Source organism: Halomonas jincaotanensis, from assembly GCF_018448785.1.
GTDB lineage: Bacteria > Pseudomonadota > Gammaproteobacteria > Pseudomonadales > Halomonadaceae > Halomonas > Halomonas jincaotanensis.
On sequence record NZ_JAHCLU010000005.1, the window covers coordinates 12863 to 34608 of the forward strand.

General features: G+C 65.0%; 21 protein-coding genes. 15 read left to right on the plus strand and 6 right to left on the minus strand.

Annotated features, from left to right (window positions below; all coding sequences use genetic code 11):
• Positions 1 to 37: 37 nt before the first annotated feature.
• From KG088_RS06075 to KG088_RS06090, 4 genes are all read right to left on the minus strand, one after another.
• On the minus strand, positions 38 to 568 hold the full coding sequence (locus KG088_RS06075) for a chromate transporter (protein WP_213824617.1): 531 nt from the start codon (positions 566 to 568) through the stop codon (positions 38 to 40).
• Positions 565 to 1137 carry a chromate transporter gene (locus KG088_RS06080; protein WP_406565593.1) on the minus strand — a complete coding sequence of 191 codons (573 nt, stop codon included), beginning with the start codon at positions 1135 to 1137 and terminating at the stop codon, positions 565 to 567. The genes KG088_RS06075 and KG088_RS06080 overlap by 4 nt, the downstream gene beginning before the upstream one ends.
• Positions 1138 to 1331: 194 nt before the next feature.
• Positions 1332 to 1946, minus strand: a complete 615-nt coding sequence (locus tag KG088_RS06085) for an IMPACT family protein (RefSeq protein ID WP_213824618.1) — start codon at positions 1944 to 1946, stop codon at positions 1332 to 1334.
• On the minus strand, positions 1946 to 2416 hold the full coding sequence (locus KG088_RS06090; RefSeq protein ID WP_213824619.1) for a LexA family protein: 471 nt from the start codon (positions 2414 to 2416) through the stop codon (positions 1946 to 1948). Before KG088_RS06090 ends, KG088_RS06085 begins: the two co-directional genes overlap by 1 nt.
• Before the next feature lie 218 nt (positions 2417 to 2634).
• Between KG088_RS06090 and ccmA the strand changes: the two genes are divergently transcribed.
• From ccmA to KG088_RS06155, 13 genes are all read left to right on the plus strand, one after another.
• Positions 2635 to 3279 (plus strand): cytochrome c biogenesis heme-transporting ATPase CcmA, encoded by a 645-nt coding sequence (gene ccmA / locus KG088_RS06095; protein WP_213824620.1) that lies wholly within the window; start codon positions 2635 to 2637, stop codon positions 3277 to 3279.
• A complete protein-coding gene (ccmB, locus tag KG088_RS06100) occupies positions 3266 to 4009 on the plus strand; it encodes a heme exporter protein CcmB (RefSeq protein ID WP_213824708.1) in 744 nt (247 codons plus the stop codon). Before ccmA ends, ccmB begins: the two co-directional genes overlap by 14 nt.
• A 14-nt stretch (positions 4010 to 4023) precedes the next feature.
• Positions 4024 to 4764, plus strand: coding sequence for a heme ABC transporter permease (locus KG088_RS06105; protein WP_213824621.1), 741 nt, complete (start codon positions 4024 to 4026; stop codon positions 4762 to 4764).
• Positions 4764 to 4997 (plus strand): heme exporter protein CcmD, encoded by a 234-nt coding sequence (gene ccmD, locus KG088_RS06110; RefSeq protein ID WP_213824622.1) that lies wholly within the window; start codon positions 4764 to 4766, stop codon positions 4995 to 4997. The genes KG088_RS06105 and ccmD overlap by 1 nt, the downstream gene beginning before the upstream one ends.
• Positions 4987 to 5502, plus strand: a complete 516-nt coding sequence (ccmE, locus tag KG088_RS06115) for a cytochrome c maturation protein CcmE (protein ID WP_213824623.1) — start codon at positions 4987 to 4989, stop codon at positions 5500 to 5502. The genes ccmD and ccmE overlap by 11 nt, the downstream gene beginning before the upstream one ends.
• Before the next feature lie 12 nt (positions 5503 to 5514).
• Entirely contained in the window at positions 5515 to 7518 is a 2004-nt protein-coding gene (locus tag KG088_RS06120; RefSeq protein WP_250148099.1) for a heme lyase CcmF/NrfE family subunit, read from the plus strand.
• Positions 7515 to 8042, plus strand: coding sequence for a DsbE family thiol:disulfide interchange protein (locus tag KG088_RS06125; protein ID WP_213824624.1), 528 nt, complete (start codon positions 7515 to 7517; stop codon positions 8040 to 8042). The genes KG088_RS06120 and KG088_RS06125 overlap by 4 nt, the downstream gene beginning before the upstream one ends.
• A 29-nt stretch (positions 8043 to 8071) precedes the next feature.
• Positions 8072 to 8530 carry a cytochrome c-type biogenesis protein gene (locus tag KG088_RS06130; RefSeq protein WP_213824710.1) on the plus strand — a complete coding sequence of 153 codons (459 nt, stop codon included), beginning with the start codon at positions 8072 to 8074 and terminating at the stop codon, positions 8528 to 8530.
• A complete protein-coding gene (gene ccmI, locus KG088_RS06135; protein ID WP_213824625.1) occupies positions 8527 to 9768 on the plus strand; it encodes a c-type cytochrome biogenesis protein CcmI in 1242 nt (413 codons plus the stop codon). The genes KG088_RS06130 and ccmI overlap by 4 nt, the downstream gene beginning before the upstream one ends.
• A gap of 4 nt (positions 9769 to 9772) precedes the next feature.
• A complete protein-coding gene (gene smc / locus KG088_RS06140; RefSeq protein ID WP_213824626.1) occupies positions 9773 to 13276 on the plus strand; it encodes a chromosome segregation protein SMC in 3504 nt (1167 codons plus the stop codon).
• A 227-nt stretch (positions 13277 to 13503) separates the two neighbouring features.
• Positions 13504 to 15024 carry a cell division protein ZipA gene (gene zipA / locus KG088_RS06145; protein ID WP_213824627.1) on the plus strand — a complete coding sequence of 507 codons (1521 nt, stop codon included), beginning with the start codon at positions 13504 to 13506 and terminating at the stop codon, positions 15022 to 15024.
• A gap of 134 nt (positions 15025 to 15158) precedes the next feature.
• Positions 15159 to 17219: an NAD-dependent DNA ligase LigA gene (gene ligA / locus KG088_RS06150; RefSeq protein WP_213824628.1), complete on the plus strand. Its 2061-nt coding sequence runs from the start codon at positions 15159 to 15161 to the stop codon at positions 17217 to 17219.
• Complete coding sequence (locus KG088_RS06155) at positions 17216 to 17488, plus strand: YheU family protein (RefSeq protein WP_213824629.1); 273 nt, start codon at positions 17216 to 17218, stop codon at positions 17486 to 17488. The genes ligA and KG088_RS06155 overlap by 4 nt, the downstream gene beginning before the upstream one ends.
• Here the strand turns inward: KG088_RS06155 and mnmC are convergent.
• Together mnmC and KG088_RS06165 are read right to left on the minus strand one after the other, a co-directional pair.
• Entirely contained in the window at positions 17485 to 19503 is a 2019-nt protein-coding gene (gene mnmC, locus KG088_RS06160) for a bifunctional tRNA (5-methylaminomethyl-2-thiouridine)(34)-methyltransferase MnmD/FAD-dependent 5-carboxymethylaminomethyl-2-thiouridine(34) oxidoreductase MnmC (RefSeq protein ID WP_213824630.1), read from the minus strand. The genes KG088_RS06155 and mnmC overlap by 4 nt on opposite strands.
• Positions 19504 to 19706: 203 nt before the next feature.
• Complete coding sequence (locus KG088_RS06165) at positions 19707 to 20006, minus strand: YciI family protein (RefSeq protein ID WP_213824631.1); 300 nt, start codon at positions 20004 to 20006, stop codon at positions 19707 to 19709.
• Between the two features lie 118 nt (positions 20007 to 20124).
• Here KG088_RS06165 and KG088_RS06170 point away from each other — a divergent pair, with 118 nt between their 5' ends.
• Together KG088_RS06170 and KG088_RS06175 are read left to right on the plus strand one after the other, a co-directional pair.
• The gene (locus tag KG088_RS06170; protein ID WP_213824632.1) at positions 20125 to 21033 is read left to right on the plus strand and encodes a PHP domain-containing protein; all 909 of its coding nucleotides are present in this window, start codon (positions 20125 to 20127) and stop codon (positions 21031 to 21033) included.
• Positions 21034 to 21088: 55 nt separating this feature from the next.
• Positions 21089 to 21712 carry an L-threonylcarbamoyladenylate synthase gene (locus tag KG088_RS06175; RefSeq protein WP_213824633.1) on the plus strand — a complete coding sequence of 208 codons (624 nt, stop codon included), beginning with the start codon at positions 21089 to 21091 and terminating at the stop codon, positions 21710 to 21712.
• Positions 21713 to 21746: the final 34 nt, after the last annotated feature.

A 21746-nucleotide genomic window follows, 5' to 3' on the forward strand; every position in this document is an offset into this window, starting at 1 on the left:
GTTGTTATTGTGTTGCGGTGGTGATGAGACGGTTGTGTCAGCCCAGGAAGAGACCTCCATAGATCAGCGCGGCCATCACGACGAAGGCCGGATGTGTCCTGAAGCGCAGTAGCGCGATGGCGGCCGCGGCGCCGATCAGCACGGTGTGCAGCCAGCCGGCGCTGTCGAGCCCCTCGCTGAAAAAGCTCCAGGTCAGCCAAGCCATCATCATCGCGATCACTGGGCGAACCCATTGGCTCATGCGTTTCACACGCGGCGAGTCGCGATGGCGGTACAGCAGGCCCAGGGCACCGAGCATCAACAGCAGCGAAGGCACAACGGTGGCGAAGACGGCCACCAGGGCGCCACCGGCGCCCGCCACGTCGTAGCCGACATAACCGGCCATCTTCGTCGCGATGGGGCTGGGCAGGGCGTTGCCCAACGCCAGGGTTTCCGCGAATTGCTGAGCGCCCATCCAGCCGTAGCGGCCGACGACCTCGGCCTCGATCAGCGGAATGATCGCCGGACCGCCACCGTAGCCGATGATGTTGGGGATGAAGAAAGCGAGAAACAGCTCCCAGTAGATCATCGACTGGCCTCTTTGCCTGGTGAGGTGGGACGCAGCAGGGCAGCCGCCAGCAGCCCACCGATGATCCACCCGGGATGGATGCCGAGGAAGTAGATCAGCACGCCGGCCACGCTGGCCATAATCAGACTAACGATCCATCCCAGAGCCAGGCGCGACTTGTTCCAGAAGTCTAGCGTCAACTGGGCCATCATGATCATGACCACCGGCACGACCGCCTGTCCCATGCCTCGAATCCAGGCGACGTCCTGGTAACGAGAAAAAATAGTGAGCATCACTACCATGGCCACGATCATCGGCAGGATCACGGCGAGCACGGCGATCGCGCAGCCGACGATCCCTGCCACTCGATAGCCGATGTAGCCGGGCATCTTGGTGGCAATGGGTCCGGGCAGGGTGTTGCCGATGGCCAGGATATCGGCGAATTCGTCGTCATCGAGCCAGGCATGCCGCTTGACCACTTCCTGTTGGATCAAGGGGATCATGGCCGGTCCACCGCCGAAACCCAGCAGGCCGATGCGCGTGAACGCCCAGAACAGAGCACTCAGATGCATGCTTTTGCCAGCGGTCATGGCGTCGGCCTGTCGGCGATGACATCGAGCACAATTGAAATGATTGTCATGGATTGTCTTTGTAATAAAAATCGATTATTGAGCATGGAATATAGTTTAGCGGTGAAAGATACGTCAACTCGCCATGAAAGTTTGTCATCTCGAGGCAGCGGAACATAAGTCGTGCTAATGAGTCTGCAAGGGGAGCTAACATGTCACCTCAACAGCGTAATACGCCCCCGAAGCCGTGTCTCAAGGGGGCTCAGGTCAACTGGCGTGTCCGTGGGCCAGCCGAGAGTGAGCAAGACGCCGTCGGCGCGATAATCCGCCTGTGTAACTGGCACAGCCTGTTCGGTCAGCCAGGCGCGCGCCTCGGCCTCGCCGGCGAAATCGACCCTGATATGCAGCGAAGCGCGTTCGACGAGTTCGTGACTGGGTAGTGTGTCGAGCGCCATCGTTGCAGCCCTGGCGTAAGCCCGGGCCAGGCCGCCGGTGCCCAGCTTGGTGCCGCCGAAATAGCGGATGACGACACAGCCCACCTGGCCTAGCCCTGCACCTTCAAGGACCTGGAATATCGGCCGGCCGGCGGTGCCCCCGGGCTCCCCATCATCGGAAAAACCGATGGCATTCTGCTCGCCGGGCGGGCCGACAATGAAAGCACTGCAATGGTGGCTGGCGCTCGAATGCCGCTGGCGTGCGGTCGCAAGCAGGGCCTCGAAGGCAGGACTGTCAGGCGCTCGGCATACCCAGGCGATGAAGCGGCTCCTTTCCACCTCGAACTCGCTTGAGTGCCAGGCGCCGGGCGACAGGTCAGGCACGAGGTAGCGCATCAGGCGGCCAGTTCCGCCTGTCGCGCCACGCCCATTACCAGGCCGAGTACCTGGATATCGTCATTCTTCAGATAGATCGGCGCCATGCCTTCGTTGGCCGGCTGCAGGCGAACGCCGGATTTCTCGATATAGAGCTTCTTCAGGGTCACTTCCTGATTGTTGATCATCACTACAGCAGTCTCGCCATTTTCCGCGCTCTCGCTGCGCTCGATGATGATGACATCCCCGTCGAAAATATTGCAGTCGATCATCGAGTCGCCGCGAACGCGCAGGGCATAGGTGTTACGGCGCACCATGCGTGAGGGCACCTGCAGACTGCCGACATCAGGACATGCGTCGATAGGCAGGCCTGCCGAGACTTGCCCAAGCAGCGGGATCTCGACGAGATCGTTGCCCTCGATAATTTCCCAAGCCATGGAAGACGGCTGATTGAGCCGGCGTTGCAGGAACTGCGATCTGACTTTCGGCATGTCGTGACTACTCCTGTCTGCGGACCCGCGAGATGAAAGCTGTCGATTCGTACAGTGTTACATGAGCCTATCAGCTGGCGCAGACCTGGCAAGGCACGCTGTGTCAACGCCGACTTGACACACGTCAACTGCGACTGGCTGACGCAGCGCCGCGACTGGTAGCGAAAGCCCTTTGCGTGTAAAGTTTCGGCCGAAATACCCCATTCCCGGAGAGTGCCTTGACCCTGCGTCTGCAAGCCCGAGGGCTGGCCTGTGAACGCGATGATCGCTGGCTGTTCGAGGATCTCGATCTGGATATCGTGGCCGGTGAAATCGTGCGCATCGAGGGCCCCAATGGCAGTGGCAAGACCACGCTGCTGAAGATCCTGTCGGGTCAACTGGCGGACTATCAGGGCGAGCTCTTCTGGAACGAGGCGCCGATGCACCAGGCACGCGACGCCTTTCTCTCGAGCCTGCTTTATCTTGGTCATGCGGCCGGCGTCAAGGCGACCCTGACCCCCTTGGAAAATCTTGCCTGGTACCAGGCCATGGCCGGGGACCCCGACAGTGAAGCCGACAGACTGGCAGCACTCGAGGGCGTGGGACTTGCCGGCTTCGAGGACCTGCCCACCGGCCAACTCTCCGCCGGGCAGCAGCGCCGCGTGGCGCTGGCGCGCCTGGAACTGACGCCGCGACCGCTGTGGGTGCTCGATGAGCCGTTTACCGCCATCGACCGCGAGGGCGTGGCCGAGCTCGAAACGCGGCTCGAGGCGCATGCGCACGATGGCGGCGCTGTGCTGGTCACCACTCACCACGCGCTGAGGGCGACGCCCGTCCTGCGTCATGTGCGGCTCGGAGCCGGCAATGCGCATGTCCGGCACTGAGGCGTCGGTGGGCAAGGCCGGGCCCGCCACGCCGTCGCACCGGGAACCTCGCGGTGGGCTGAGGGTCGCATTGCATGCCACCTTCAAGCGTGACTTGACACTGCTGATGCGGCGGTGTGGCGAGGTTTTCAACCCGCTGGTGTTCTTCGCGCTGGTGATTACGCTGTTTCCGATTGGTATCTCGCCCGATCCGGAACTGCTGTCCACCATCGCCCCAGGCCTGCTCTGGGTGGCGGCTCTGTTGGCGGCGTTGCTATCACTCGATAGCCTGTTCCGCGGCGATTACGACGACGGCAGCCTGGAGCAGCTGTTGCTCTCGCCCCAGCCGCTCGCGGCGCTGGCGCTGGCCAAGGTGGCGGTGCACTGGCTACTGACGGGGCTGCCACTCGCCCTGATGGCGCCGGTACTCGGCATCATGCTGTCGCTGCCGGCCGGCAGCTATCTGGTCCTGGCGTTGTCGTTGGCACTCGGCAGTGCCAGCCTGAGCCTGATCGGCGCCATCGGTGCGGCCCTAACCGTGGGGCTTTCCCGGGGTGGCGTTCTGCTCTCGCTGCTGGTATTGCCGCTTTACATTCCGGTGCTGATCTTCGGGGCCGGCGCCGTCCAGGCGGCCATTCTGGGGGACGGAATCACGGCGCACCTGGCCATACTCGGCGCCCTGCTTGCGGTGGCCCTGATGTTCGCGCCCTGGGCGATCGCGGCGTCGCTGCGCATCAGTATCAACGGATGAGGAATTAACGCGGCATGTGGGCCTTTATTCACAAGTTGGGATCGCCCAAGTGGTTCTATACCATCAGCGCTCGGCTGCTGCCCTGGTTCTGGGCGGCGGCGGCGCTGTTGATCGCGGTCGGCAGCATCTGGGGGCTGGCCTTCGCGCCGGCGGATTACCAGCAGGGCAACAGTTTCCGGATCATCTACGTGCACGTGCCGGCGGCTTTCCTGGCCCAGTCGATCTTCGTGGCCATGGCGGTGTCGGGACTGATCTTCCTGGTCTGGAAGATCAAGATCGCCGACATGGCCGCGGCCATGATGGCGCCCCTGGGGGCGGCCATGACCTTCATCGCGCTGTTCTCCGGCGCCGTGTGGGGCGTGCCCACCTGGGGGACCTGGTGGATGTGGGACGCGCGCTTGACCTCGATGCTGATCCTGCTGTTCCTGTACGTCGGGGTGATCGCCCTGCGCGGGGCCTTTTCCAGCCGCGACAGTGCCTCCCGGGCGGCGTCCGTGCTGGCCATGGTGGGCGTGATCAATATCCCGATCATCAAGTACTCGGTGGACTGGTGGTACACCCTGCACCAGCCGGCGACGTTCAGCGTGACCTCGCGCCCCGCCATGCCTATGGAGATGTGGATGCCGCTGTTGATCATGGTGCTGGGCTTTTATTGCTTCTTCATTGCACTGACGCTGACGCGGACCCGCAGCGAGATCCTGCGCCGCGAATCGACCAAGCGCTGGGTGCGTGAGCTGGCCGGGGAGGGGGGCTGATGGCCTTCTCGTCACTGACCGACTTTCTTGCCATGGGCGGTCACGCGCCCTATGTCTGGAGCGCCTGGGCGATGACACTAGCGCTGCTGGTGGGCAGTGTGTGGCACGCACGCCACGAACGTCGCCAGCTGATACGCCAACTGCAGCGCCGCAGCCGCCGCGAGCGGCATCACGCCGCCCAGGGCAGGACACCCCGTTCCCCTTCAAGGGTTGGAGACATCGATGACACCTAAGCGCCGACAAAAACTCTTCGTGATCCTGGGGCTGGTGTCCCTGGCGGCGATTGCCGTGGGCCTGACGCTCTTTGCGCTGCGCGCCAACATCAATCTCTTCTTCAGCCCCGTGCAGATCGCGGCCGGTGATGCGCCTTTCGAGCGTACTCTGCGAGCCGGTGGCATGGTCAAGGAAGGGTCGGTCTCGCGCGATACCGAGACGCTGGACGTGGCCTTCACCGTCACCGATTACGTCGACGACGTGGAGGTGCGTTACAGCGGCATCCTGCCCGACCTTTTCCGCGAGGGGCAGGGCGTGGTGGTGGTCGGCGAGCTTACCTCCGAGGGCTGGATCCGGGCCGATGAAGTCCTGGCCCGCCACGACGAGAATTACATGCCGCCGGAGGTCGCCCAGGCGCTAGAGGAGGCTGGCTACTCGCCCGAGGACTACCAGGCCAAGGCCGCCGAGGTCGCCAAGCGAATGGAAGCCCAGGCAGGCGATGACGACTCGCGCCAGACGAACTGATTCGGAGTGCCCATGCAGACCTTGTTGATCCCGGAAATCGGTCACTTCGCCCTGATCATCGCCCTGTTGATGGCGCTGGTGCAGGGAGTGATGCCCCTGGCCGGGGCGGCCACACGCCGTCCGTTGTGGATGGCCTATGCACGCCCCATGGCCACCGGCCAGTTCCTGTTCCTGGCCATCGCCTACCTTTGCCTGACCGCCAGTTACCTGCTCGACGACTTCAGCGTGGCCAATGTCGCCAACAACTCCAATTCGCTGTTGCCCTGGTATTACAAGGCCAGCGCGGTCTGGGGCAACCACGAGGGGTCGGTGCTGCTCTGGAGCCTGATCCTGGCGGGCTGGACCTTCGCCGTCAGCCACTTCTCGCGGGAACTGCCCCGCGACATGCTGGCCCGGGTGCTGGGCGTCATGGGGCTGGTCAGTGTCGGCTTCCTGGCGTTCGTGCTGATCACCTCCAACCCCTTCGAGCGGCTGCTGCCCAATCTCCCTGACGACGGCGCCGATCTCAATCCGCTGCTACAGGACTTCGGGTTGATCGTGCATCCGCCGATGCTCTACATGGGCTACGTTGGCTTCTCGGTGGTCTTCGCCTTTGCCATCGCAGCCCTGCTGGGTGGGCGCCTGGACTCTGCCTGGACGCGCTGGGCGCGGCCCTGGACCAACATCGCCTGGGCGTTTCTCACCGTGGGCATCGCCCTGGGCAGCTGGTGGGCCTATTACGAGCTCGGCTGGGGCGGCTGGTGGTTCTGGGACCCGGTGGAAAACGCCTCTCTTCTGCCCTGGCTGGCAGGCACGGCGCTGATCCACTCGCTGGCCGTCACCGAGAAGCGGGGCTCCTTCAAGAGCTGGACGGTGCTGCTGGCGATCTCCACCTTCTCGCTGTCGCTGATGGGCACCTTCCTGGTGCGTTCGGGCGTGTTGACCTCGGTACACGCCTTCGCTAATGACCCTGCGCGTGGCTTGTTCATCCTGGTCTTGCTGGGGATCACCGTCGGCTTGTCGCTGCTGCTGTTCGCGTTGCGAGCACCCCGAGTCAGCCACCAGGTGGGCTTCAACTGGCTGTCTCGCGATGCCTTGCTGCTGATCAACAATATCCTGCTGATAATCATCACCGTCACTGTCCTGCTCGGCACGGTTTACCCGCTGCTGCTCGATGCCTTGAACCTGGGCAAGATCAGCGTGGGCCCGCCCTACTTCAATGCGCTCTTCGTGCCGCTCACCGTGCTGCTGTGCCTCTTCATGGGCCTCGGCCCGCTGTCGCGCTGGAAGCGCATGGACGGCCGCGATCTCTTCAAGCGCAGCTGGCTGGCGGGGCTCGCCGCCTTGCTGATCGGCATGGCCGCACCGCTGGCCTACGGCGGCGAGTGGAACCTCAAGGTGTCGCTGGGGCTGGTCGTGGCGCTTTGGATCGTGCTGCCGATGGCGCGCGACCTCTGGACCAAGTCGCGCCATTCCGCGGGGCGTCTGGCCGGTGTCAAGCGATTGTCATTGGCCTACTGGGGCATGGTGCTCGGTCACCTGGGAGTGGCAGTGACCATCATCGGGGTCACGGTGGTATCCAACTACGCCATCGAGCGCAACGTGCGCATGGGTGTCGGCGACAGCGCCCAGGTCGCCGGCTACACCTTCACCATGACCGAACTGGCCAGCCGTCGCGGCCCCAACTACCTGGCCGATACGGCGCTGATCGAAGTGAAACGCGGCGATAGTCGACGCGAATTCGTCATGGAGCCCGAGAAGCGGCTGTATATCGCGCGCGGCATGCCGATGACCCAGGTAGCGCTGAGCCCGGGACTGTTCCGCGACCTCTATGTGGCCATGGGCGAGGAGCTGGAAGGCGACAGCTGGGCCATGCGTCTCCAGTACAAGCCCTTCGTGCGCTGGCTGTGGCTGGGGGCGCTGCTCATGGCCGCCGGTGGCATCATGGCCGTGGTCGACAAGCGCTACCGTCGAGCCGCCGCTGTCCGCGATTCGAAAAGCGCGCCGGCGGCCCGCGCCCGGGAGGCTACGGCATGACGCGTCGCTTGCTGCTGCTGTTGCCACTGGTTGGTTTTCTGGTGCTGGGGAGTTTTCTCTACCTGGGGCTGTCGATCAATCCGTTCGAGCGTGATTCGGCCCTGATGGCCCGAGAATTTCCGGCCTTCGAGCTCGCCACTCTCGGGGATCCCGACCAAGTCGTGGACGAGTCGCTGCTCGAGGGCGAGGTCACCCTGGTCAATGTCTGGGGGGAGTGGTGCCCGACCTGCAAGCAGGAAATGCCCCAGCTGCTCGACCTCGCCGAGCGGGGCGTGCGTCTGGTGGGGGTCGACTACAAGGACACCCGCGACAAGGGCCGCGATTTCCTCGATACCTACGGCAATCCCTTCGAGATCAACATCTTCGACCCGGAAGGCACGCTGGGCTTCGATCTCGGTGTCTACGGTGCCCCGGAAACTTTCCTGGTCGACCGTGACGGCATCATCCGTTATCACCACACCGGCTACATCACGCCGGTGGACGTGCGCGAGACCATACTGCCGGAGGTAGAAAAATGGCGCTGACCCGACGCCTCATGCTGTGGCTAGGTTTCATGTCGAGCCTGGCTTTCGTGCTGGCCCTGCTACTGCCGACACCGGGCCTTGCCGCCTCGGAAGTCCGGGAGTTCAGCGACCCGGTCACCGAACAGCGTTACCGCGACCTGACCGCGACGCTGCGCTGTCCGAAGTGCGAGAATCAGGCCATCGACGACTCCGAATCGCCGATTGCCGGCGACATGCGCGAGCGAGTCTATACGCAGCTGCAGGACGGCCGTTCGGACAAGGAGATCATCGATTTCATGGTCGAGCGCTTCGGCGACTACGTGCTCTACAATCCCCGCCTCGAGGGGCGCACGCTGTTGCTGTGGGGGCTGCCTGTCGCCCTGGTGCTGCTCGGCCTGCTGGTAGTAACCCTGATCGTGCGTGCCCGTCGTCACGCCTCAGCGCGTGACCTGTCCGCCGAGGAGCGCGCCCGTCTCGACGCCCTTATCAATCGCGAGAGGACCGAATGACCCTGCTCTGGCTAGCCTTCGCCATCCTGTTGCTGCCCGCCCTGTGGCTGCTCGTCGCGCCGCTGCGCCGTGCCGCGCTTGTGCATGCCGCTCAGCGTGACTTCGAAGCCAATGATCGCAGTACCGATCAGAACCTGGCGATCTATCGGCGCCGCCTGGCTTCGCTGCAGGCTGCCCGCGAGCGGGGCGACATCGACGACGCTCGTCTCGAGGAGGATCGTCTTGAGCTCGAGCGAAGCCTGCTTGAGGACACCGAACACCAGGCGCGCCGCCCGCTGCGCGCCGCCGGCGCCGGTCGCCTCATAGTGCCGATCCTCATGGTGGCCATGGTCTTGGTCAGCGTGATCTGGTATCAGCAGGAAGGCGCCGAGGATGACCTTGCCCTTTACGCCGCCCAGCAGGCCGTGATCAACGATCCCGATGGTTCGCCGGCAATGATGATCGAGCGCCTCGAGAGCCAGGCCGAGCGTCAGGCGGACAACCCTAATGTGTGGAAAGCGCTGTTTCCGCTCTACCGTGACACCGGGCGCATCGAGGCGGCCACAGCCTCGCTGGAACGGCTGATCGAGCTGGAAGGGCGCGAGCCGTCACTGCTGGCGGAGCTGGCGCAGATCCGCTTCTTCGCGTCCGGTCGTGACATGACCGACGAGGTGCAGGCTCTGGTCGACGAGGCGCTCGAGAAGGATTCAGGCCAGCCCACGGTACTCGGCATGCTCGGCATCGCGGCCTTCGACGGCGGCGACTTCGCCCGGGCCATCGAGCACTGGCGGCGCGCCATCGCCGGTATGAACGACCCGGGCAGCGCCGATGCCCTGCGCGAAGGTATCCGCGTCGCCCAGCAGCGAATGGGCGTGACGCCGGAAGATGCCGAGGAGGCCGCCACCGAGGGACCGGGTATTCGGGTGCGCGTCAGTCTCGACCCCGGCCTCGCGTCCCGTGCCGAGGACGAAACCCGCGTCTTCGTCGTAGCCCGTGATATGGCGGGGGAGCTGCCACCGCTGGCCGTGGCCCAGCTGCGCGTCGGCGACCTGCCGACCAGCGTGGTGCTCGACGATAGCCGGTCGATGTCACCGGAGACAACCCTGTCTCAGGTGAGCGAGGCGCGCCTGATCGTGCGGGTCTCGCCGAGCGGTCAGGCATCTCCGCAGCCCGGTGATCTCTTCGGCAGCCTCGAGGGCGTGACGGTCGGTAGCCTCGATGAGCCCGTCGAGCTGACCGTCGACCGGGTCGTCGAGTGATCCCATGCGGCTGACCTCGATTCGCTTGGCCGGCTTCAAGTCCTTCGTCGACCCCGTGACGGTACCCTTCGATGGCAACATGACCGCCATCGTCGGGCCCAACGGCTGTGGCAAGTCGAACATCATCGACGCCCTGCGCTGGGTGATGGGCGAATCCTCGGCCAAGACGCTGCGCGGCGAGTCGATGACCGACGTCATCTTCAACGGCTCCACCGCGCGCAAGCCGGTCGGCCAGGCTTCCATCGAGCTGAACTTCGACAACCGCGACGGCGCCATGGGCGGCGTCTACGCCCAGTACGCCGAGATCGCGGTCAAGCGCCAGGTCACGCGTGACGCGCAGTCCAGCTATTTCTTCAACGGCCAGAAGTGCCGGCGTCGCGATATCGCCGACCTGTTCCTGGGCACCGGCCTGGGGCCGCGCTCCTACGCCCTCATCGGCCAGGGCATGATCTCGCGGTTGATCGAGGCGCGCCCCGAGGAGCTGCGCGCGACCCTCGAGGAGGCGGCCGGCATCTCCAAGTACAAGGAGCGGCGCCGCGAGACCGAGAATCGCATGCGCCGCACCCGCGAGAACCTCGAGCGCCTGGAAGATATCCGCGAGGAACTCGACAAGCAGCTCGAGCGCCTGTGGCGCCAGGCCGAGGCCGCCCGCCGCTACCAGAGCCTCAAGCAGGAAGAGCACCGGGTGAAGGGTGAACTGGCGCTGCTGCGCGCCCGCGCCCTGCGCGCCAGCCAGACCGAGGAAGAACGCCGCGTGCGCGAGCTGGAGACCGCCGTCGAGCGCGAGGTGCTGGGGCTTCGACAGTGCGAGACACGCCTCGAACTGGCGCGCGCCGATCACGACCGCCTGGCGGGCGAACTTGATGCCCAGCAGTCGCGATTCTTCGAGACTACTACGGCTATTGCGCGCCTCGAACAGGACCTCGAACATGCACGTACGCGTGATGCCCAGCTCGCCCGCGACCTGGAGAGTACCCACCGGGAGCTGACCGAGCTGGCGCGCCTGGGCGAGGACGACGGCGCACGCCTGGCGGCATTGGAGGCGCGCCTCGAAACCCTGGCGCCCGAGCGGGAAGAGATCGCCGAGCAGCTCGCCGAGCTGGAAGCGGCCCTCGAAGACGCCGAGCCATTCGCCGAGGATGCCGACGCCGCCTGGGAAGCCTTCAGCGAGCAGTGGCGCGAGGCCAGCCGCGAAGCCGAACGCCGTCAGGACCGCCTGCGCGAGATCGAGGGCCGCCTGGAGCGCCTCGATGCCGACGAGCGTCGCCGCCGCCAGCAACATGAAGAACTGCCCGACATCGCCCTGCTCAGCGAGCAGCGCCGTGAACTGGCCGAGCGCGTCGCCGAACTGGACCGGCAGCGGGAGGCCCAGGAAGCCCGCCGCGACGAGCTGCAAGCGAACCGCGACGAGGCCCGCGAACAGGTCCGCCTCACCGAGGCCGAGCTCGAAGAAGAGCGCCAGCGCCGAAGTACCCTGCAGGGCGAGCTGGCCTCGTTGGAGGCGCTGATCGAGGCGGCGCTGACCAATCATGACGAGGCGATGGATGCCCACCTGGCCGAGCATCGCCTGGAGACAACACCGCGTCTGGGCGAAAGTCTTGCGGTCGACGCCGGCTGGGAAGATGCGGTGTCCTGGGTGCTCGCGCCCTGGTTGCGCGCCCGCATGACGTCGCTCGACGCGTCTCTCTCTTCGGGATATGCCGCGCTCGACGCCGCCCCCGGCGAGCTCGGCCTGCTCGAGGACGTGCAACCGCCGGCGCCGGCCGACAGCCTCGCCGCTCGTGTCCAGGGCGCCGGGGCAGCCGGCCAGTGGCTGGCCGATATCCAGTGCGTAGATTCGCGGGATATCGCCTGGGAAAGGCGTGCACATCTGGGGTCTGGTAAGAGCTTGATGACCGCCGATGGGCTCTGGGTGGGGGGCGACTGGGTGCGCCATCGTGGTCAGGGCGATGGGCTCGACGGCTTGCTGGTCAGCCGCCGTCGTGAAGGCGAGGTCAGAGAGTCGCTTGCGCGTTGCGAAACGCGCCTGGCCGAGCAGCAGGGTCACCTGGAAGCATCGACCCTGCGCATCGAGCAGGCCGACACCAATCTGGAAGCGTGCCGCATGGCAGAGCGTGAGCTGGACCAGACACGCCAGCAGCTGGCAGTGCAGGATAGTAGCCTTTTCAGCCGGCTCGAGCATATTGAGGGTCGCTCGGCCGAACTCGCCGAGGAACTCGCTGTCCTAGCCGAGTCACGTGAAGAGACGTTACTGACGCAGGAAGAGGAGCGAAACCTCTGGCAGCAGGCCATGGCGCGGCTGGAAGACGGGGCGCAGACGCGCGAGCGCCTCGAGCACGAACGCCGTGAGGCGCGCGAACGCCTGATGGCGCTGCGCAGCCGTCAGCGCCCGCTGACCGAGCAGGCCCAGCAGCTCGCGCTAAACGAGCAGCGATTGATCACCGAGCGTGCCGGCCTCGCAGAACAGCAGGGTCGTGCTGGTGAAACACGCGAGCGTCTGGAGCAACGCGTCGCCGATCTCGAAGAGGAGCGCGAGGGCTTGCGCGAGCCGGAGGAGGAGCGGCACGAGCGTCTCGATGAACTTCTGGATCGTCGCGAGCGTGAGGAGAGTTCACTCAATGCCGTGCGCAGCCGGGCCGCCGAGCTGGTCGAGCGGCTGCGCGAGGATGAACAGGCCCGGCAGGGTCATGAGCGTAGCCTCGAAGGCATTCGCGAACGCCTTCAGGGAGGGCGCATGCAGGTCCAGGCGTTGGCGCTCAAGGCCGACACCCAGGACGAGCAGCTGCGCGAGTTGGGCCACGATGCGGTGGCGCTTACCGAATCGCTGGATTCCGAAGCGACCGACGCCGCCTGGCAGGAGCGGCTCGAGGCGCTCGGTGAAAGAATCCGCCGGTTAGGGGCGATCAACCTGGCGGCGATTGAGGAGTACGATCAGCAGGCCGAGCGGCGTGACTATCTTGAAGCGCAGCATAACGAGTTGAGCGAGGCACTGGAGACGCTCGACCGAGCGATACGCCGCATCGACCAGGAAACGCGCACGCGGTTTCGTGATACCTTCGAACGCGTCAATACCGGTCTTCAGGCGCTTTTTCCCAGAGTCTTCGGTGGGGGAACCGCATGGTTGACCTTGACGGGCGATGATTTGCTGGAGACGGGGGTGGCGATCATGGCACGCCCTCCCGGCAAGAAGAACAGCACCATTCATCTGCTCTCCGGGGGCGAAAAGGCATTGACTGCGTTATCGTTGGTCTTTGCCATCTTCCAGCTCAATCCGGCGCCCTTCTGTATGCTCGATGAGGTGGATGCACCGCTCGACGATGCCAATGTCGGGCGCTATGCAAAGCTGGTGAAAGAGATGTCCGAGACGGTACAGTTTATTTATATTACGCATAACAAGATTGCCATGGAGGCCTCGGAACGGCTGATGGGCGTCACTATGCAGGAGCCGGGGGTTTCACGCCTAGTGGCGGTCGGCGTCGAGGAGGCTGCGGCACTGGCTGAAGCCTGACTAGCTTGAACGTCGATGGTAAACAGGGTAACAAGGAAGGTAAAATTGCTGCATTGCACGGAAATATTAGGGATGAGCGAAGGGCGATTGCACAGGGCGGCGTCGAGTTAGGTTACTAAGTTTTTCAGCTTGACAAATAAAAAAATTAGCCCTTTTTTTGGCAGTCGCGCTATGCTGTTGACGAACTACCATCAGGCATGGCGCCTTAGCAAAAGGCATGACGATCCATGGAACTTAGAGAATGGCTGATCATTCTGGGATTGGCGCTGGTGACCCTCATCGTGATCGATGGTGTGCGTCGCCTGCAGCGACAGCGTCGAATCCCTCGTCTCGACGAGGTCCCGGACGACGCGAAAGACGCGAGTCTTGATCCTGAAGAGGCGGCTCGGGCTGCTGAAATCAATTGGGAACTGCCCAACGGCGGGGCGCGTGTCGTCCGGCCCGCGGAAACGGGCGGGGTCAAGGGCAAGCCCAAGTTGCAGCGCCAGGAGCATCCAGGCGGCGGCTCTAGCGTCTTGGCCGGCTTCGGTGAATCTCGCGCTGACGCGGGTTCCCGTCACTCGATGTCCCGTCAATCACCGCCGCCCTCGACATCAGGTGAGGCGCCTCGTCGTGAGGTTTCCCAGCCGCAAAATGCCGGCATGGCGCCCAAGCCTGCCGAGACGCTAAGCAGGGCGTCGGCGTCTTCCTCGGCAAGCGAGCCGGCGCGGCAATCGGTTCGAGATGACGCTATCGACACGCCTCATCAGGACGGCGTTGAGAGCACCAGGCATGATGACACGCGTCGTGAGCCCATCCTTTCCGCGTTGGACGACGACCAGGATGCTTTCGCCACGAACGCCGCCGATAACCGGCTGGCAGCCGAGCCCGACGATCATGACGACAGCCAGGATGCCGAGCGCTACCGTCTGGTGGATCTCGATGGTGTCAGCGATTCCTTCAGGAGTGGTTCCAGGCGTGTGGGTGCCAGCATGCAGCGGTCGTTCACTTCCTTCCAGAAGGGGCTGGCAGATCGTCGGGAAAGCAAGCGGCTCAACAAGGCGCGTCGTGAAGAGGAAAGGAGCCAAACGGCTGCTCGCGATGCCGAGCTGCACCGCCAGGCTCAGGAGCAAGCCACTGAAGACACGTCCTTGCGGGAAGCCGAACGGCGTCGTCACGAGGCCGATCGAGTCGCCCAAGTCGATGACGCCGGTGTGGCGAGCGATGCCGGCGCAGACGGTGAAGTCGTGCGTGCTCATCCGGTGCTCGAGAAGGCCCTGCGTCACGACGTCAGCGCCGAGCAAGCTCGTCATGCCCTGAGTCACGCCGAAGAGATCATCGTCATCACTGTCATGTCACGCGACGAGCAGGGCTTCTCCGGCACAGCGTTGCTCGACCTGATGCTGACCTGCGGGCTTCGCTACAGCCGCGACATGGGTATCTTCCATCGCTTCGAGACCGAGGAGCCGGAAAGCCAGCTTCAATTCTCGATGGTTAACGTGCTCAAGCCGGGCACTTTTCCTATCGAGTCCATGGGTGATTTCCGGACCACCGGGGTGACGTTGTTGATGCCGTTACCTGGCGCCAGCGATACCGCGGGGGCTTTCGAAGCCATGGTTGAGACCGCCATGGTGATCGTTCGCCACCTGGGTGGCGAGCTCAAGGACGAGAACCACAGCGTGATGACGGCGCAGACCGTGGGTTTCGCCCGCCAGCGGGTGCAGGAGTTCGAGCGCCGCAACCGTCTCAACCGCTACCAGGCGAACTAGCCAATCAACTGTAAGCTTGACTTCGAAGCCGTAAAACAACCCCCGATGGATTCCCGTCGGGGGTTGTTGCTTTGGTAAGCTAGGGGGTCATGCTGGCTTCGAGCCCCTGCTACTGTCCGAGAAACGATCCCCTCATGACCCAGACCGACCCGAAGATCCTCGATGAGGTCGCGCAGTTGCGCGCCGAGCTCGACGACGCCAACTATCGTTACTACGTACTCGACGAACCGCAACTCACCGATGCCGAGTACGATCGCCGGCTTCGCCGGCTCCAGGATATCGAAACGCGGCATCCGGAACTGGTGACGCCGGATTCTCCCACCCAGCGCGTCGGGGCGACGCCGGATGCCGGCTTCCCCAGGGTGCAGCATGCCGTACCCATGCTGTCCCTAGACAATACCTTCGACGAAGCGGAGCTCGCCGCCTTCGTCAATCGGGTGGCTGAGCGGCTGGAAATCGACGCCGAACGGCTGGCTTTCTGCTGCGAGCCCAAGCTGGACGGCACCGCGGTATCGCTGGTCTATGAGCAGGGGCGGCTTTTGAGCGGTGCCACGCGGGGCGATGGGCGCACCGGGGAGGGCGTCACTTCCAATGTGCGCACCTTGCGCTCCATTCCCCTGAAGCTGCGCGGTGACGCGTATCCTGAGCTACTCGAAGTGCGTGGTGAAGTGATCATGAGCCACGACGGCTTCGAGGCGCTGAATCAACTCGCCCGTGAGGAGGGCGGCAAGGTGTTTGCCAACCCGCGTAACGCCGCTGCGGGCAGTCTGCGCCAGCTGGACCCGCAGATCACCAAGACCCGCCCCCTGCAGTTCAACGCCTACCAGGTCGCGCGCCTCGAGCCGGCGCCGGAGGAAATGACCCACAGCCAGTTGATGGCCCGTCTGGCCCGGCTGGGCTTTCGCACCAACGCAGCGCTCGAGGTGGTCGAGGGCGCCGAGGGGGTGATCGATTACTGCCGACGCCTGGGCGAGAAGCGCGAAAGCCTCGGCTACGATATCGACGGCGCGGTCATCAAGGTCGACGATCTGCGACTACAGCGTGAGCTAGGCTTCGTCGCTCGGGCACCGCGTTGGGCCATCGCCTTCAAGTTTCCCGCCCAGGAGGCGACCACCCGCCTCGATGACGTCGAGTTCCAGGTCGGACGCACCGGCGCGATCACCCCGGTGGCGCGCCTGGCCCCCGTCTCGGTAGCCGGCGTCACCGTCTCCAACGCCACGCTGCACAATGCCGACGAGATCGTGCGTCTGGGGGTAATGATCGGCGATATGGTGGCCATCCGCCGCGCCGGCGACGTCATCCCCAAGGTAGTGCGCGTGCTGGAGGACCAGCGCCCGGCCGATGCCCGGGAGATCGTCTTTCCGACGCGCTGCCCGATCTGCGATGCCGAGATCGAACGGTTGGACGGCGAGGCCGTGGCGCGTTGCTCCGGTGGGCTGTATTGCCCGGCGCAGCGCAAGGAGGCGCTCAAGCATTTTGCCTCGCGGCGGGCGCTGGATATCGACGGCCTGGGAGAAAAGCTCATCGACCAACTCGTCGAGCTCGACTGGGTGAACACCCCGGCCGATCTCTTCCGGCTCGAGGCCGAGCGCCTCGCTACGCTTCCGCGCATGGCGAAAAAGTCCTCCGAAAAACTGGTGGCCGCGCTGGAAAGCGCCAAGCAGACCACGCTGGCGCGTTTCATCTTCGCCCTGGGCATCCGCGAGGTGGGCGAGGCGACCGCCGCCAACCTGGCTCGTCACTTCGGTAACCTGGAGGCGCTGATGGAAGCGCCCATCGACGCGCTGGAGGCCGTCGAGGACGTCGGGCCGATCGTCGCCGCCCACGTGCATACGTTTTTTCGCCAGCCGCATAACTGCGAGACCATCGAGGCGTTGCTCGCCTGTGGCTTGACCTGGCAGGAGGAGACCATCGCCGAGCGCCCACAGCCGCTGGCCGGGCAGACCTGGGTGCTCACCGGCACGCTCGACGGCATGACTCGCGACGAGGGCAAGGCGCGCCTGCAGGCGCTGGGTGCCAAGGTGGCGGGCAGCGTCTCGAAGAAGACCGCCTGCGTGGTAGCCGGCGAGGCCGCCGGCAGCAAGCTCGAGAAGGCCGGCCAGCTGGGGGTCGAGGTGATCGATGAGGCCTCCTTCCTGACGCGATTGGCGGCCTGGGAACGCACAAACTCGACGGGTGAGGAGGAAACGTCATGAACGACGGACGCTTTATCGAGGTGCCGTACCGCATGTTGCCGGGCGAGACACTCGACGCCCTGCTGGAAGCCTTCGTCACCCGCCAGGGCTATGACACCACCGACACCGGCGAGGGCATGCGAGGTTGGGTTGGGCAGCTCAAGTCGCAGCTCGAACGCGGCGAGCTACTGATCGCCCACGACCTGCAGACCGAAACCACCGAGGTGATAACCCTGGCCCAGTGGCGCAGCTTCGGCCGCGACCTGGCCGACGACGAGGAAGAAGGCTAGCCCGACTTGCTCTGTACTAGGTCACGGATGATTCGCCGCCCCGGATGCAGGTGATCCACGAGTGGCTGCTCCAAAGGCATGGGCTCGTCGCAGATCCTTGAGGCGATCAGCTCGGCGCAGAGCGGGGCGCTGGCGAGACCACGCGAGCCGTGCGCGGTACTGATCCACAGGCCGCGATGATGGCGACCGGGTATCTCGGCGACCCGCGTGGCGTCCTTGGCCAGCAGGGCATAATCTTCCCGCCAGGCCGCGGCGTCAGGCACCGGCCCGGCGTAGGGGGATTTATCGGGGCTGGCGGCGCGCAGGGCGGCTCGCCCGGTGAGCTGGCCAGCCTCAAGCTCTGCCCCCGCCTCGCGCAGGGCCGCGACGAATGTCGGCAAGCTACGCTGGAGTTCGGCCAGGTTGGCGGCATGGTCCCCCTCGCGTACCTCGGTATCCGTCTGGTTGGGGTGGAAGCTGGCGCCAAACGTCAGTACGCCGTCCAGTGCCGGCGTGACATAACCGCCGGCGCAGATCACCCGCGACAGCGTCGGCGCCCCCTCGGGAAGTTTTAGCTGGCTGATCTGGCCGCGCACCGGCTGCAGTGGCAGCGTCGCCGTCTGGGGGAAGTTATTGGCCTGCGTGGCGGTGGCGATGACCACCTGATCGGCGAGCATGTGCTCGCCATCCGCCAGCCATAGCATCCAGCCTTCCGGGTTTCCCTCCAGTCTCGTGACCTCGGCCCGGCGTAGCGTCACGCCGGGGGTGGCGGTCAGGCGTTCACAGAGCGCGGCGGGGCGCACCCAGCCCGCCAGCGGGTAGTCGAGCCCACCATCGGTGATCGGGATGTTCGCCAGTGTGCTGGCGTTGGCGGCATCCACTCCACTTACCACACTCTTGGGCAGAGAGTGCCGGGCCAGGAAGCTCGCCTGGCGCTTGCGTTCCTTATCGCTGGTGGACAGTTGCAGCACGCCCGAAGGGCACCAGAGGTCTTGTTTGGGGTCGAGGACCTCGAGCCAGCGACGGCTATGGAGCAGCCCGGCCAGATAGAACCGGCTCTGTAGGTTGGTCTGTGCCGCCGGTTTCACATAGAGCGCGCCCTGGGCATTGCCGGAGCCACTGGTGCCGGGCGCCTGTCGGTCCAGCAAGGTGACGCGTATGCCGCGCCGGGCCAGGGTCGCAGCGACGCTGGCGCCGGCGATCCCGGCCCCGATCACCGCGACATGGCGCGGCACGGGCGAGGCGGGTGGCGTGTACCAGGGCGTTGGGTCGCGGCGCCGGTCTTGGGGGGGACAAGCTATCTCGCCGGCCAGCATCTCGCTCTTGCGCCCGATCCCCGGCACCTTGCGCCAGGTGAAGCCGGCCGCGGCGAGTCCGCGCTTGACCACCCCGGCGCAGCTGAAGGTGGCGAAGGTCGCCCCAGGGCGTGAACGGGCCGCCAAGGCGGCGAACAGCGCCGGGTGCCACATGGCTGGATTCTTGGTAGGCGCGAAGCCGTCCAGGAACCAGGCATCGACCCGGCCGTCGAGCCGCTCGAGCCGCTGGGTGGTATCGCCGAGATGCAAATCCAGCGTCACCCGTGCGTCGAGCCACAGGCGATGCACGCCGGCGACCGGCTCGGGCCATTGGGCGATCAGGCGTGCGGCGCGCTCGGCGAGGTCGGGCCAGACAGCAAGGGCCCGGGCCAGGTCCGGGCGGGTGAGCGGATACTTCTCGGTGGAAACCAGATGCAGCCGCGCATGGGGTGGGGCATGGGCCGAGAAGCATGCCCAGGCGACGAGCATGTTGAGCCCGGTCCCGAATCCCGACTCGCCGATGACGAATGGACGCGCTTTCTGCCAGGCGGCGAAACGCTCGGGCAGGCGGTTGGCGGCGATGAATACGTGCTCGGTCTCGAGGCGCGCGTCGTGACGCGAGAAGTAGCCGTCGTCGAAGGCCATGGAGTGGGGCGTTTCCTGGCCGCTGTCGTCGCGGCGCCAGTCCAGCCGGGCGGGCGACAGGGCGCTGAGCGGCGGCAGGTCAGTTGCGGGGGACACGGCAGGCTCCGCAGGGGTCCGGGTGTGGTTTGGATGGTCAACTTTCGAGCGATCAATTAATGATCAATCACGCCGCAGGGCCATCCCATCCCGGTTGGGGAAAGGCGTCCGCGGCGTTTCAACAGAGTTATCCACAGAGACGGTGGGTAAGCGGCTGTGGAAAGATTCGCCGTTGCGGAAAACGTTCTTATGGAAAGAGTTCCTTATGGGAAGACCTTCTTGAAGGGCTTCACACTGACGCGGCTATAGACACCGGCGATCACGAAGGGATCGGCATCGGCCCAGGCCTGCGCCTCGTCCAGGCTGTCGAATTCGGCCACCACCAGGCTGCCGGAGAAGCCTGCCTCACCGGGGTTGTCACTGTCGATGGCGGGATGGGGGCCAGCCAGTACCACGCGGCCCTCGTCGCGCAGGGCTTCCAGGCGGGCCAGGTGGTCAGGGCGGGCGGCCAGGCGCCGTTCCAGGCTATCTTTTACATCGTCGCTGATGATCGCATAGAGCATCGCTGAAACTTCCTATTTGAGCGGCTCGCGCCGCGAGTGGCGGTGGTTACGGCATTGACCGCGGTCAGCCGGACAAGCAACATGAAAGGATATTCTGACAAAGTCACCCGCCGGCGTCATGCCAATGAATGAACTTCCCGGGTCTTTCGAGGGCGACTCTGCCTTGCTGACCATTGACCTGCACATGCATTCCACAGCCTCGGATGGCACCCTGCCGCCTGCCGACGTCGTGGCCCTGTGCAAGACACGTGGCCTCACGCATATGGCGCTGACCGACCACGATACGCTTGATGGTGTTGCCGAGGCGAGTGAAGCCGCTGAGCGCGAGGGAATTTTCCTGCTGCCGGGCGCCGAACTCTCTACCCGCTGGCAGGGCCACAATGTTCACATCGTCGCGCTCCTGCCACACGGTGCCAGGGGCAGCCTGGTCGCGGGACTCGCGTCGCAGGCAATCGCGCGCCACAAGCGCGCCGCGCGTATCGCGCTTAAGCTGGAGAAAGTCGGCCTGGTCGACGCGCTGGCACGGGCCCGCGAGCAAGCGGGGTCGGAGCGGCCGCTGGGGCGGCCGGATTTCGCCCGGGCCCTGGTGGCGGCGGGGCTAGTACCCGACGTGGCCACGGCGTTCAAGAAGCACCTGGGCGACGGCAAGGCCGGCGACGTCAAGGCGCTGTGGCCGGAGATCGCCACGGCGGTGGGCTGGATTCTCGATGCCGGTGGGGTGGCGGTGCTGGCCCACCCCTTGCGCTACGGGCTGACCCGCCGCAAGCGCGGCCTCTTGCTGGATACCTTTCACGACGCCGGGGGGCAGGCGGCCGAGCTGATCAGTGGGTTCCAGAACGCCGATGTCACTCGCGACCTGTCACGCCAATTGCAGGAGCGCGGCCTCTATGCGTCGCTCGGTAGTGACTTCCACTTCCCGGGCGGACACTTGGCCCCGGGCAGCATGAGCCCCGTGCCGCGTACCGCGACACCGCCGGTCTGGACCCATCCGCGTCTGGCCGATTTGATGGTTGCCGCCGTAGCCTGAGGGTAGTCGCGAGAATGAACGAGAACACCATCACGACCATATCACCGGAGCTTGCATGAGCCAGTTCTTCCAGATCCATCCCGATAATCCGCAGAAGCGCTTGATCGATCAGGCCGTCCAGATCATTCGCAACGGGGGTGTCATTGCCTATCCCACCGATTCCGGCTATGCGCTGGGTTGCCATCTGGGCGATAAGAAAGCCATTGAGAAGATCAAGTGGCTGCGCTCGCTGGACGACAAGCACAACTTCACCCTGATCTGCTCCGATCTATCGCAGATCGGCACCTACGCCAAGGTGGATAACGACGTCTTTCGGCTGCTTAAGGCGCGCACACCGGGCGCCTATACCTTCATCCTCCAAGCCACCAACGAGGTGCCGCGGTTGCTGCTGCATCCCAAGCGACGCTCCATCGGCGTTCGGGTGCCCGATCATCGCATCACCCACGCGCTGCTCGCCGAACTCGGCGAGCCGCTGATGAGCGTGACCCTGATTCCTGTCGGTGACACCTTGCCGATGACCGATGCCGAGAAGATCCGCGAGCGCTACGGCGCGCATCTGGACCTGATCATCGACGGCGGGGCGTGTCATTTAGAACCCACCAGTGTGATCGACCTGCGTGAGTTGCCGCCGAAGATCCTCCGCGAAGGCCGTGGCGACACCGAGCCCTTCCGTATCTAGCCGCTTTCCCGGCACCGTTTCATTTTCGACACAG